Raw genomic sequence first — 13,002 nt, 5'->3', positions numbered from 1 at the left:
ATGATCAGGAAAAGTGGGCACCGGTTTTCCCTCGCGACAAACGCGGAGCGTTTGCGCGGAGATCATGCTCAAACAGGATGGAAGAGCGCGATAGAGCGATCGCGCTAGGGAACAAGAAACGAAGGAGCACCGCATGGGCCATATCGATCCGACCAAGGACGTTTTCGCGCAGTTCCGGGACAACAACCGGCCGGGCCCGATCCACATGCTCAACCTGGTGCGCCTGCGCGAATGGGCCGCCTATCCCGACGGCCGCAAGGCCACCGGCGCGGAGGCTTATGCGGCGTATGGCCGCGAGAGCGGGCCGGTGTTCGAACGGCTCGGCGGCCGCATCGTCTGGCAAGGCCGCTTCGAGCTGATGCTGATCGGACCGCAGGAGGAGCGCTGGGATCACTGCTTCATCGCGGAATATCCAAGCGTCGCCGCCTTCGTCGAGATGATCCGCGATCCGGTCTATCGCGAGGCGGTGAAGCACCGCCAGGCCGCGGTGGACGATTCCCGCCTGATCCGCCATGCCGTGCTGCCGGTGGGGAAGAATTTCGGCGAGATTCCGAAGTAGGCGCGTAAAAATCGATGGGTCGCGGCGATCTCCATCCCCGTCATGCTGAGGTGCGAGCGGAGCGAGCCTCGAAGCATGCACGGCCCCGCTGGCGGCCGTCGACCCTTCGAGACGCGCCTCGCGCTCCCCAGGGTGACGGTGATAGGACATCCCCGCAAACAAATCGGCGGCCTGGAGGCCGCCGATTGCATTTCAAACCTGCGCGAACCGACTAGCCGGCCGGGCCGGCGTCCTCGAGGATCGGGCCGAACAGCTCCCAGCGCTCGCCGTTGAAGCGCATCATCTGCAGCTGCTTGTTGACGCGATAGTCGTTCGGCGCGGTGTTGCCCTTGATGCCGGGCAGCGCCATGTCGAGCTCGACATTCTTCAGGTTGGTCGCCTGCTTCAGCACGTTGTCGCGGGTCAGGTCGTCGCCGCACTGCTTCAGCACATGCACCATCAACTGGGCGGTCGAGTAGCCATAGGTGTTGAAGTTCGAGTTCTTGTCGCCGTCGGGATAGTACTTGGCCATGAAGTCGAAATAGCGCTTCATGCCCGGATCGTCCTTCCACTGCGGATCGGCCGGATCCTTGCCGTAATTGGTGCTGATCAGACCCTTGGAGGCTTCCAGGCCGGCCGGCTGCAGCACGGCGCCGACCGATGTCGCGTTGATGTCGACGATGTGGATCGGGTGCCAGCCGAGCTCGGCGATCTTCTTGATCGCCTGCGCCGCCTGCTTCGGCGTCGACGCCGAGAAGAACAGGTCGGCGCCGGCGTCCTTGATCTTGATCACCTGGGAATCGATGGTCGGGTCGGAGACCTCGTAGGAGGCTTCGGCCACGATCATCTTGGCGGCCTTGTCGCCGAGGCCGGCCTTGATGCCGTTCAGATAATCCTTGCCGAGGTCGTCGTTCTGATAGAGCACGCCGATCTTGGCGTTGGGATGCTCCTTCAGGATGTACTGGCCGTAGATGCGCCCTTCGACGAAGTAGTTCGGGTTGAAGCCGAGCGTCCAGGGGAAGTTCTTCGGGTCGGTGAACTTCGAGGCGCCGGTCGCGGCAAACAGCTGCGGCACCTTCTTGGCGTTGAGATATTTCTGCACGGCGGCGTTCGACGGCGTGCCGACGATCTGGAAGGTCAAGAGCACCTCGTCGCTCTCGACGAGCTTGCGAACCTGCTCGACGGCCTTGGGCGGCGAATACGCGTCGTCATACTGGATCAGGTTGATCTTGCGGCCGTTGATGCCGCCCTGATCGTTGATCATCTTGAAGTAGGCCGCCTGGGTCTTGCCGATCGAGGCATAGGCAGAGGCCGGTCCGGAGAAGGGGACGGTCTGGCCGATCTTGATCTCGGTGTCGCTCGCGCCGGGATCGTACTTCTTCTGCGCAAAGGCCGACGTTGCCGACAGCGCGATCGCGAGCGCCGTTCCCGTGACCAGGTGAAAAATCCCGTTCCTCATAATGCTGTTTCCCTCACGTGACTGATGGTTGGCCGATGATCTTGTCCGCGGGTTCAAGGTCCCGCGGTCGCCATCGCTGGGCCGGGATACTGGAGGAACCGTTATTGCAACGCAAGACGAGCGCTGCCGAAAAGGTGAGCGATTTCAGTCAACCAAAGTAGGGGGCGTTGCGAAAAGGTGGGTGGAGCGGCGCGAGGGTTGGGGCCCGCTTTACCTCGCCCCGCCTGCGGGGAGAGGTCGCATCGCATCGAAGATGCGATGCGGGCGAGGGGGAGTAATGCAGCGGTGCGCGGAAGTGCCCCTCACCCCGACCCTCTCCCCGTAAGGACGGGGAGAGGGAGTGGAGTCTCGTCCCGACCGCGGCTAGCCCGCCGGTCCGGTGTCCTCGATGATCGGGCCGAACAGCTCCCAGCGCTCGCCGTTGAACTTCATCATCTGCATCTGCTTGTTGATGCGGTAGTCGTTCGGCCCCGTCGTGATCGACATGCCCGGCAGCGCGAGGCTCGGCACGAACTTCTTCAGGCTGGTCACCTGCTTCATCAGGTTCTCGCGGGTGAGGTCGTCGCCGCACTGCTTGAGCACCTGGATCAGGAGCTCGGCCGTCGAGTAGCCGTAGGTGTTGACGGTGTTGAGCTTGTCGCCTTCCGGATAATACTTGTCCATGAAGGCGAAATAGGCCTTCACGCCGGGATCGTCCTTCCATTGCGGGTCGGCGGGGTCCTTGCCGTAATTGGTCGAGATGATGCCCTTGGAGATGTCGAGACCGGCCGGCTTCAGCGTCGCCGACACCGGGCTCGCATTGATGTCGAGGATGTGCACCGGGTTCCAGTTGAGATCGGCGACCTTTCGGATTGCCTGCGCAGCGAATTTCGGCGTCGAGGCGTCGTAGAGCAGGTCGACGCCGGCGGCCTTCAACTTGACGATCTGGGAGTCCACGGTCGGGTCGGTCAGTTCATAGGAGACTTCGGCGACGATCATGCTGGCGGCCTTGTCGCCGAGTCCGCTCTTCAGGCCGGTGATGTAGTCGCGGCCGAGATCGTCGTTCTGGTAGAAGATGCCGATCTTGGCGTTGGGGTGATTGGCTAGGATGTATTTGGCGTAGATGCGTCCCTCGGACTGGTAGTTCGGGTTGAACGCGATCGTCCACGGCGCGTTCTGCGGGTCGGAGAAGCGCGAGGCGCCGGTGGAGGCGAGCAGCTGCGGCACCTTCTTGACATTCAGATATTTCTGCACGGCCGCATTCGACGGCGTGCCGATGATCTGGAACGTGAACAGCACCTCGTCGCCCTCGACGAGCTTGCGTACCTGCTCGACCGCTTTCGGCGGCGAATAGGCGTCGTCATACTGGATCAGGTTCAGCTTGCGGCCGTTGATGCCGCCCTGATCGTTGATCATCTTCATGTACGCCGCCTGGGTCTTGCCGATGCCGGCATAGGCGGATGCGGGGCCGGAGAACGGCACGGTCTGGCCGATCTTGATCTCGGTGTCGGTCGCGCCGATGTCGTATTTCTTCTGCGCGGTGGCCGATGTAACCGACAACGCGATCGCAAGCGCCGTCGCAGCGAGCAATTGCACGCTTCTCATGTCCGTGACCTCCCTGTTGCCGGTGATCTTGTCCGCAAGCTCAGGCCGGCGGATGTCACCGTTGCACGGGATGATGGAGGAACGGCTGGGCCATTGCAAGACGATGCACCCTGCGCGCGATGTCGCGTTTGAGCATGATCCGGAAAACTGTGAAGCGGTTTCCGAGCGGATCATGCTCAAGAAAACAAAAGCGCGCTCGCGCTTTAGGCCAGCCAGAGCTGGATCAGCGCCAACGCAGCGGGAGCCGCCTGCACATAAAGAATGCGGCGGCTGACGGTGGCGGCGCCATAGGCACCGGCGACGATCACGCAGAGCAGGAAGAATGTCTTGATCTGGAACGCGAAGGCCGGATTGCCATGTACGAGGCCCCAGATCAGTCCGGCGGCGAGGAAGCCGTTATAGAGCCCCTGATTGGCGGCGAGCACCGCGGAATCGTTTGCCTTCTCGATCGAGTTGCGAAACGTCTTCAGCCCGAGCGGCTTGGTCCAGAGAAACATCTCGAGCACAAGGAAATAGACGTGCAGCATGGCCACCACCGCGACCAGAACATTGCCAAGCAACAACATATTGCGGCCCCCCAAAGCTTCGGTTCTGATTGAATCAGAATCGAAGCTCAAGATTCTTGTTTTGGCGCGTTTTCTTCACGCGAACCGGTCTCCGCTTCGCTCGAAAAACGCTCTACCCAGAATTCGGGTGGACGCTAGCATGCGGGCGGTGAATTGTATGCTGGCCGATCTGCTTGCCCGAGATATGACAATGGCCGACCGCAGGACTCCACAGACCTTCAACCTCGACCGCCTCAAGACCCCGATCGGCACCGCGCTGCTGGTGACCGATGATGACGGCGTGCTGCGCGCGCTCGACTGGGACGATTATGAAGGGCGCATGCTCGACCTGCTGCGGCTGCATTATGGCGCCGTGACGCTGCGGGACGGCCACGCGCCGGCTGCGATGCGCAAGGCGCTCGGCGATTACTTCAAGGGCGATCTCGATCGTCTCACCGATGTCGAATGGCGCGTCGCCGGCACGCCGTTCCAGCAGAAGGTCTGGCACGCGCTGCCGAACATTCCGCACGGCACCACCATGAGCTACGGCGCGCTGGCGGCGAAACTGAACGCGCCGGATGCGATGCGCGCGGTCGGCCATGCCAACGGCTCCAACCCGATCAGCGTCGTCGTGCCATGTCATCGCCTGATCGGCGCCAACGGCTCACTGGTCAAATATGGCGGCGGGCTGGAGCGCAAGCGCTGGCTGCTGCGCCACGAGGGCGTGGAGGTCTAGAGTGATTTCGAGCGGGAACCGGTTCGCGTGAAGAAGCGCGTCAAGATAACGATCCAGCAATCCGCTTCGGCCGCCGGTGCGGCGATCAGTCGAGATCTTCGCGGGGCATGTTGCGCAGATCGCGTACGATATAGAGGAACACAACGAGCGAAGGCACCCACGCGAGTATCGCTCCTACCAGCATCGCATCGACCGTCGTCATGTGAGACTCCTTGCGCGTTGTTGGCCAACGTCGTCAGATCGGCTTTTTCGATGGGGCGCCGGTTCTGGGGAAGGGATACAGCCACTTCCAATAGGCCTTGTTGCGCTCCAGCTGCCGCTTGTGGATCTCGCGGCACTTCGTCGAGCAAAACTGCTCAAAATACCAATTATGCCGGATCAGCCCGAAAGGCCGCTTGCAGGCCGGATTTCCGCAACGAGCTGTCATGACGCTGCCTCCGCATTCGCGCGCCAAAGCCAGCGGATGAAGTCCTCCTGGCCTTTGTAGAGGCAGAGGCGTCCGCAGTAGCGTTCGCCCGCCGGATTTCGCAAACAGATGATCTTGGGCTCTTCGCTGTCACACTGGGCGCAGCGCGGTTCCGCACGCATGGCGACCTCCCTCCGAGGAATTGCCATTTGCCAATCAAAATGTCTGGTGCTGTCCTCGCCGTCGATCTTCCCGAAGGACGACGATGCGAAATCTCGCGCCGCCGCCGTCCATGCGCAACTTGTCCAGATGTTTTGTGGCATCATCCTTGCGTATAGCCGGCCTGGTCACGGCTGATCCAACTCACGCACCCGGCGCCGCGCTGTGCTGCCTGAGGGCGGTATCGAGGCATTTGATCAGGACGTCCCCGTCGCAGGGCTTGCTCAGAAAGCAGATCGCTCCAGCCTTCAGCGCCCGGACGCGATCGCTTTCGACCGAGAACGCCGTGACGAAAATGAACGGAAAGCGGTGTCCGCTGGCAATCAGGTGGCTCTGCAAGTCGAGCCCGCTCATGGCCGGCATCCTGACATCCGCGATCACACAGGATGTGTCATTCAGGCGGGGCGAGTGCAAAAATTCCTCGGCCGACGCGTAGGTCTCGACCGCGTAGCCTAGCGACCTGACGAGATTGTCGGTCGCGGTGCGAACCGACATGTCATCGTCGATGATTGATATCACTGGCGGGTTGGGCAAGGAGGTTATCCCGGGCCGGAAGGGCCTCTGGCGTGTGCATCATGTGGGGACCACAGTGCGTCGCCAATCGGGGCCGGAGAATCATACTTAGGTTTGCGCCCCGCCGGCTGCCGGTCCGATCTGGAGCATCTGTGCCATCCTGACCAGATCGGGTAACGACTTTGCCGCCATTTTCCGCATGATGTGCCCGCGGTGTATCTTCACTGTGATCTCGGCCACACCGATTTCGGCGGCGACCTGCTTGTTCATCAACCCCGCCGTGACGAGCGTCATCACCTGGCGTTCACGCGGCGTCAGGGTCGCGAAGGCGGCGCGCAGGTTGGCAAGAACCTTGGCCTCATCGCGACGATTCCTGTCGCGCTCGATCGCCGTCGTGACGGCATCCAGCATGTCCTGATCGCGGAATGGCTTGGTCAGGAAGTCCACAGCGCCGGCCTTCATGGCCCTGACCGTCATCGGGATATCGCCGTGGCCGGTCATGAAGATGATCGGAATATCGATGCCCGCCTTCGCCAGCTCCCCCTGAAAGTCCAGCCCGCTCACCCGCGGTAACCTGATGTCGAGGATCAGGCAGCTCGGGACATCCGGAGGCTTGCGCTGCAGAAATTCATGGGCCGAGCCGAATGCTGCGGTCCGCAAGCCGACCGACCGGAACAGATTGCTCAGCGCGTCCCGCACGGATGCGTCGTCGTCGACGACGAAGACGATGGGATCCTCGGCGTTTGCCAGACCAGAAGGCGATGCCGCGCGCCCGGTCACCATGCATGATCCTCTTCGTGCAGTGGCAAGGTGAACTGGAATGTCGCGCCGGGGCCGCTATTTCCGGTCACGGACAGGCGGCCTCGGTGGGCTTCGACGATCGATCGGCAGATCGACAGCCCCATTCCCATGCCGCGGGCCTTGGTGGTGTAGAAGGCGTCGAACAGCCGTTCGGCATTCTCGGTCGCGATTCCGACGCCGCAGTCGGTGACCGTGACCACGATCTGCCCGACCTCGTCATGTCGCGTCCGGATCACCAGTTCCCGCGGCCGGTCCGTGACCGGCTGCATGGCCTCGATGCCATTGAGGACCAGGTTGAGGATGACCTGCTGCAGCTGGATACGGTCGGCAACGACAGACGGGAGCGCGGGAGCGAGGTCGAGCTGCAAGGATACATGGTGGCGCTGCAGTTCATGCTGCACCAGGATGATCACCTGGTTGATGACTTCATTGACGTCGAGTGGCGCCTTCTGATCGGTCGTCTTGTTCACCATCGCGCGAACGCGCTGGATGACCTCGCCCGCCCGGTTGCCGTCGCTGATGATCGACCTGACCGCGCCGCGAGCTTCGTTCAGATCGGGGGCCGCCCGGTTGAGCCACCGCAGGCATGCCGCGGCATTGGTGACCACGGCGGCAAGCGGCTGGTTCACTTCATGGGCGATCGATGCGGCGAGCTCGCCGAGCGCCGTCACGCGCGTGACGTGTGCGAGGTTGGTCTGCGCTTCGTGCAACTCCGCCTCGGCTCGCTTGCGGGCGGTCACGTCGGTGACCGCTCCGATGAATTCGGTGTCGCCCGAAAGATTCGTCACCGCATGCGCCCTGGCGTGAACAAATTTGATCGCCCCATTGGGCATCAGCAATCGGTAGCCGTGCTCGAAGTCCTTGCCGTCGAGCGAGGCGCGGTCGATGGTCCGTTGCACGCGGGCGCGATCATCCGGATGGACGCGCTGCAGGACCGTGGCATGTGTGATGGAAGGAGCTCTGTCGAATTCGAAGATCCTGAACGTCTCTTCCGACCAGATGATCTCGCCGCTGGCGACGTGCCAGCCGAAGCTGCCGGTGTGGCTCAATCGCTGGGCTTCGGTCAGGTACATTTCACTCTGCTGCAGCGCATTTTCGGCGTGCTTGCGCTCGGTGATGTCCTCGCATGCGATCAGCACGATCAGCTGATCGCCCAGCCGCCGCACCGCCTTGGCGTTTTCACGAACCCAAATCCGTGAACCGTCCTTGCGGACCTTCCGGATTTCCCAATTGTGGGTCTGGCCGATGTTGTCGAGGCATGCCGCGACGTTGCGCTGGACCATGTCCCGGTCTTCGGCGGCAAAGACCCGCAGCACCGATTGTCCAAGCAGTTCGTCGACGGTGTAGCCGAGCTGCGCCGCGCCGAACGTGTTGACCGACAGCACGAGCCCCGTTGCGTCGACCATGAAGTACATGACCGGGTTGTGCTCGAATACCTCCTTCCATTGCGCTTCGCTGTTGCGCAGCGCCTCCATCGCGCGCTCCTCGCTGCTGGCTCGGCCGCGCAACATGGCTTCCATCCGCCTTTGCGAACGGCCCACCAGGCGGATCATCAGCAATGCGGCGGTCAGCGACGCGACGAGCAGCGCCAGGGCAACCAGATGGGCGGAAGCTGCCGGCTGCGAACCTAGCAACAGCCCGATGCAGGTTGCCGCCAAGGCCAGCACCATGCCGCCGAGCAGCCATTGCTCGGCCGACCAGGACTTCGTGGTCGGGTCGCGGATCATCGGCAGCCCAGCACTTGGCCATCATCATGGGCCGCGCTGCGTCGCTAGGTGACTGCTACCATCAGCGGCGACAACGTCGCCCTCCCAATAGACTGTATATTAGCAGCTTTCTTGCCGCCCGGGCGGGATGACGCCGGCCTTTTTGGCGGTCCACGCCCGTGGGATCGCGCAGAAAGCGAAGCCGTTGAGCGCGCTCAGGTCCAGGTTGCGACCTAAACTCAAGTATGAGTCGTCCCCACCGAATGTAACGGTCGGATCAACCTCCGTTCAATGGCCCGTTCCATCCCGGTGACTACGCTTATTGGGTAACTCGACGACGGCAGAGATTTCCGGGGTTCAGCAATCGCCAATCAGTGACGGAGATTGAAATGCCCAGCGCGCGCCTGCATCTGATCGTTTGCTCCGACGACGTCGACCACGAGGCAAGGCCTCAGAGACGCGATCGCAGCTTCCAGCCTTCCGTTATCGTTGGTGGCAGGCAAACAGCAAGCACGCTGACCGACAACCCGTGGATCGATCTGCTGGACGCATTCGATCTGGGCGTGGTGGTCTGTCAGGCCAGCTACCTGGCCTTGCTGGGAGCGAGCCTGGCGGCGCTGCAGCCGCAATTCGACGCGCCAGACTCAGGGCGGTAGCCGGCCCTGAATTCCAAGTCCGGCAGGCTGCCGGGACCGAAGCGCTGGCTGCTCACGCCTGGGTCGCGCAAGACGGGTCCGATCACAGCCTCCGTGAGAGCCCGGAATCCATTCCCCGCCTAGCCCCGGCCCTGATGGATTCCGGGCTCAGTTCTGCAGACGCCCTCGGCTGCGCAATGGCGCACCGCAATGATGGGCGGAGCAGGTCGACGGCGCGGCTCCCGCGCCAGGCTCCCGACGGCGGCAAATTGCAGCAATTTTTTCGAAAGATGCCCGGTTCGCTTTAGCCGCTTTTGAAGCACCTGATTATTGGATCTGTCCGGCAACGGCATCGCTCTGCAGAGCTGTGCGTTGGTTCGCGCACTGACAGATCAGGGGCCGGTCATTATGAATCAGGCACAGCAGCACAAGCCGCTTCCCGAAGACAATAATTCCGTCACCAGGAATGAGGCCGACGGCGCACGGGGATTGCAGCGCGATCTGCAGGAACGGCTGCAGCCGGAGCATGACGAGCCGGCCAGCGATAGCGCTCCCCATCCCGAAGCGCCCGCAGGCTCAGGCCGGATGGTTCGCCGCCTGCTCAAGGTCGGCATTGGCCTTGCCATCGTCACCGTCTTCGGATGGCTGCCGCTCAGGGCTGTGTTGCAGACCTCGAGCGTGGAGGCCGTGGTCAACGCCAGGATCGTGACCTTGCGCTCACCGATCGACGGCACCGTGAGCGCGAAGCCGCAGAAATCCACGCAGCTCAGCGTGGTTCACGAGGGCGATGCGATCCTTCACGTCGTTAACGCACGCGGCGATCGCGCCCGGCTCGATGATCTCCGGCGACAGATGTCGCGGTTGGAAAATGAGCGCCCGAGTCTGGCCGCCAAGCTTGCGGCCGCCGAGACGGCGCAACAGGATCTTGCCCGCCAGGCCGGCCAGTTCCGTGACGGCCGCATCCTTCAGCTCGAGGCCCGGATCGCCGAAATCCAGACCGCGATCGAGGCCGCCGCCGCACGGCGGGAGGAGGCCGTGGCCGCCGTCGAGCGGGCGTCGTCGCTGATCAAGTCGGGCAGCGTGTCGACGGTCGAAATGGCCCGCCTGACGCGCGAGCAGGCGATCTCGCAGCAGACCGAAATCGGCGCTCGACGGCGTCTCGACGCCGCCAAGGTCGAGCTCACCGCCGCAAGGAATGGCACTTATCTCGGCGACAGCTACAATGACCGGCCGAGCTCCGTGCAGCGCGAAGAGGAGATGCGCCAGCGCGTTAGCGATCTGCGCGCCGATCTGGCGCATGCCGATGCCGAGATCGACTGGCTGACCCACGAGATCGCAGCCGAGCAGCTGCACTACGTCAACCGGGCGGAAGCCGACATCAAGGCGCCGGTCGGCGGGCGCATCTGGGAGATGATGACGTCGCCCGGCGAGGACGTCAGGGCCGGGCAGCCCTTGCTCAAGCTGCTCGATTGCAGCGGCGCGGTGGTCACGGCGAACGTCACCGAGAGCGTCTACAACGGACTGAAACTCGGCGAGCAGGCGAGCTTCGAGCCGAATGACGGCAGCGCCGCGCTGCAGGGCGAGATCGTCAATCTCACCGGCGCGTCGGGCGCGCCCGCGAACCTTGCGATCAATCCGGATGCGCTGAACAAGGAACCCTATCGGGTCACGGTCTCGATGCCGGCGCTCGATACCACGGGCAAGGATTGCGCGGTCGGCCGCACCGGGCGCGTGGTGTTCAACGCGGACGTGGCAAAGTCATGATGGCGGCATTTGCGCCCGGGCTGGTCGCCTTCGGCGCCTGCCTCGCCATCCTGCCCCTGCTCCGCCGCGAGCAGACCCTGGCCCGCGTCATGATGACCGGCATGTCGTTCGTCCTGCTGGTCCACTATTTCGCGTGGCGGGTGACCCACACCCTGCCGCCTCCGGGCCTCACCGCCGACGCGCTGGTCGGCTATCCCTTCATGCTGGCCGAGGCGGCCTCGATGAACGCGGTGTGCCTGTCGCTACTGTTTCTCAGCCGCACGATCGACCGTTCGCCTGAGGTCAATGCGATCCTGCGCCGATCGAGGTTGCCCGCAAACGCGCCGCTCGTCGACGTCTTCATCTGCACCTACAACGAGGAGAAAGCGATCCTGGAGCGCACCATCATCGGCGCGACCGGGCTGAACTATCCGAACTACCGCGTCTGGGTGCTCGACGACGGGCGGCGGCTCTGGCTGCGCCGGCTCGCCCAGGAGCTCGGCTGCAACTATCTGGCCCGCCCGGACAACCGCCACGCCAAGGCCGGCAACATCAATCATGCGCTCCAGCACGTTTCCGGGCTGGCTGAGCGGCCGGAGTTCATCTCGATCCTCGACGCGGATTTCGTCCCGATGCCGGATTTCCTGACCCGGGCGATGAGCCTGATGCAGGACGGCAGCGTCGGCGTCGTGCAGACGCCGCAGCACTTCATCAACCCGGATCCGATCCAGACCAATCTTGCGGCGACCGATGTGTGGCCCGACGAGCAGCGCTTCTTCTTCGATATCCTGATGCCGGCCAAGGATGCCTGGGACACGGCATTCTGCTGCGGCACCTCGTCGCTGATCCGCTTCTCCGGCCTGATGCAGATCGGCGGCTTCCCGACCGATTCGGTGACGGAGGATTACCTCGTCACACTGCGGCTGAAGGAGAAGGGACTGCGCACGGTCTATCTGAACGAGCGCCTGACCATCGGACTCGCGCCGGAGGGACTGAAGGAATACATCACGCAGCGCGGACGCTGGTGTCTCGGCTTCATGCAGATCTTCCGCGGCCGCAGCGGGCCGTTCTCGCGGCAATCGAAGCTCGCCTTCATGGACCGGCTGTCGCTGGTCGACGCCTTCATGAGCTGGGCGGCGGTCTACGGCACCAAGGTGTTCGGCCTGGTCGTGCCGTGGCTTTATCTGCTGTTCGGGATCAAGGCGGTCCATGCCGACCTGTTCGAGCTGCTAAAATATTTCCTGCCGTTCTATGTCTGGCACGCCTTCACGATGGCCTGGATTTCGCGCGGCCGCTCGCTCGCGATCATGACCGACGTGTCGCAATACATCGCGGCGCCCGCGGTGCTGAAGGCGATCGTGACCGGCCTCGCCAGGCCGCAGGGCCACAAATTCAAGGTGACGGCCAAGGGCGGCGACCGCAACCGCCGCTTCATCGAGTGGCCGCTGCTGCGGCTCTACGGTGCCGCCCTGCTGATCACGCTGTTTGCGATCGCCTACGCCTTCATCCTGCATCTGCGCGGCGAAAACATCGCCTATGGCGGGCTGGCGCTGGCCTGGAGCCTGTACAATTGCGTCGTGCTCGCGATCGTGTGCTTCATCTGCATCGAGCAGCCGCGGCGCCGCAAGGCCGAGCGGTTCGAGCGCGACGAGCCGATCCTGATCCATCAGGACAGCGAGATGCGGCTGATCCGGATGGCCGACATCTCGATCTCCGGTGCGCGCTTCATCGATCCCGTCCCGCCCGCCATCGGTTCCTTGATCAAATGCAATGTCTACGGACAGAACGTCGCCGCGACTGTGGTCCGGCGCACCCGCGACGGCTTCGGCGTCCGCTTCGAGGACGCGGTCGCGACCCGGGTCAATGTCGTGCGCGCATTCTATGCCGGCGAATATGTCCGCGCTTTCCAAGGCGTGCGCGCCGCGCCGGTCGGCAAGGCCCTGCTGATGCGGCTGTTCGGCTAAGGCACGGTGAGATTAGGTCGAATGGCGGCCGCGAAGGCGGTGCGCCCGCTCCCCGAAAGGGCGGGGCTATCGCAGGCCATCGGCCGTGACGACGTGGAAGCGTTAAAGAAGGACGCAAATGACATTTGCACCCAGGGGTGAGTGTGCATCTGC

At 63.3% G+C, this 13,002-nt stretch carries 12 protein-coding genes; 5 read left to right on the top strand and 7 right to left on the bottom strand.

The annotated features are described in order from the left end of the window. The first annotated feature begins 133 nt into the window (after positions 1–133). A complete protein-coding gene (locus tag J2R80_RS05140) occupies positions 134–559 on the top strand; it encodes a DUF1330 domain-containing protein (protein ID WP_016845520.1) in 426 nt (141 codons plus the stop codon). Between the two features lie 211 nt (positions 560–770). Here the strand turns inward: J2R80_RS05140 and J2R80_RS05135 are convergent, their stop codons facing one another. The 3 genes from J2R80_RS05135 to J2R80_RS05125 form a co-directional block, all read right to left on the bottom strand. Then, a complete protein-coding gene (locus J2R80_RS05135) occupies positions 771–1,997 on the bottom strand; it encodes an ABC transporter substrate-binding protein (protein WP_018269220.1) in 1,227 nt (408 codons plus the stop codon). A gap of 363 nt (positions 1,998–2,360) precedes the next feature. Further along, entirely contained in the window at positions 2,361–3,581 is a 1,221-nt protein-coding gene (locus J2R80_RS05130) for an ABC transporter substrate-binding protein (RefSeq protein ID WP_225164067.1), read from the bottom strand. 203 nt (positions 3,582–3,784) lie between these two features. After that, complete coding sequence (locus J2R80_RS05125; protein ID WP_083714868.1) at positions 3,785–4,147, bottom strand: DUF1304 domain-containing protein; 363 nt, start codon at positions 4,145–4,147, stop codon at positions 3,785–3,787. A gap of 190 nt (positions 4,148–4,337) precedes the next feature. On the opposite strand from J2R80_RS05125, the gene J2R80_RS05120 reads away from it, so the two are divergent. Further along, positions 4,338–4,862, top strand: coding sequence for a methylated-DNA--[protein]-cysteine S-methyltransferase (locus J2R80_RS05120; RefSeq protein ID WP_253638122.1), 525 nt, complete (start codon positions 4,338–4,340; stop codon positions 4,860–4,862). A gap of 423 nt (positions 4,863–5,285) precedes the next feature. Here the strand turns inward: J2R80_RS05120 and J2R80_RS05115 are convergent, their stop codons facing one another. The 4 genes from J2R80_RS05115 to J2R80_RS05100 form a co-directional block, all read right to left on the bottom strand. Next, positions 5,286–5,591 (bottom strand): hypothetical protein, encoded by a 306-nt coding sequence (locus tag J2R80_RS05115; RefSeq protein ID WP_168858260.1) that lies wholly within the window; start codon positions 5,589–5,591, stop codon positions 5,286–5,288. A 40-nt stretch (positions 5,592–5,631) separates the two neighbouring features. Next, on the bottom strand, positions 5,632–6,006 hold the full coding sequence (locus J2R80_RS05110; RefSeq protein ID WP_076824638.1) for a response regulator transcription factor: 375 nt from the start codon (positions 6,004–6,006) through the stop codon (positions 5,632–5,634). Between the two features lie 102 nt (positions 6,007–6,108). Beyond that, the gene (locus tag J2R80_RS05105) at positions 6,109–6,783 is read right to left on the bottom strand and encodes a response regulator transcription factor (protein WP_225164063.1); all 675 of its coding nucleotides are present in this window, start codon (positions 6,781–6,783) and stop codon (positions 6,109–6,111) included. Further along, positions 6,777–8,528: a PAS domain S-box protein gene (locus tag J2R80_RS05100; protein ID WP_253638121.1), complete on the bottom strand. Its 1,752-nt coding sequence runs from the start codon at positions 8,526–8,528 to the stop codon at positions 6,777–6,779. The genes J2R80_RS05105 and J2R80_RS05100 overlap by 7 nt, the downstream gene beginning before the upstream one ends. 368 nt (positions 8,529–8,896) lie before the next feature. Here J2R80_RS05100 and J2R80_RS05095 point away from each other — a divergent pair, with 368 nt between their 5' ends. The 3 genes from J2R80_RS05095 (at position 8,897) to J2R80_RS05085 (ending at position 12,849) form a co-directional block, all read left to right on the top strand. Continuing rightward, positions 8,897–9,163, top strand: coding sequence for a hypothetical protein (locus J2R80_RS05095; protein ID WP_057015418.1), 267 nt, complete (start codon positions 8,897–8,899; stop codon positions 9,161–9,163). A gap of 387 nt (positions 9,164–9,550) precedes the next feature. Next, a complete protein-coding gene (locus tag J2R80_RS05090) occupies positions 9,551–10,906 on the top strand; it encodes an HlyD family efflux transporter periplasmic adaptor subunit (protein WP_253638120.1) in 1,356 nt (451 codons plus the stop codon). Next, the gene (locus J2R80_RS05085; RefSeq protein WP_253638119.1) at positions 10,903–12,849 is read left to right on the top strand and encodes a glycosyltransferase; all 1,947 of its coding nucleotides are present in this window, start codon (positions 10,903–10,905) and stop codon (positions 12,847–12,849) included. The genes J2R80_RS05090 and J2R80_RS05085 overlap by 4 nt, the downstream gene beginning before the upstream one ends. The last annotated feature ends 153 nt before the right edge of the window (positions 12,850–13,002 follow it).

Origin of the sequence: Bradyrhizobium sp. USDA 4541 (assembly GCF_024171085.1) — a bacterium.
Classification (GTDB): domain Bacteria; phylum Pseudomonadota; class Alphaproteobacteria; order Rhizobiales; family Xanthobacteraceae; genus Bradyrhizobium; species Bradyrhizobium australafricanum.
Note: the sequence above shows the minus strand (reverse complement) of the source record. Positions and strands in the feature narration are given on the sequence as shown.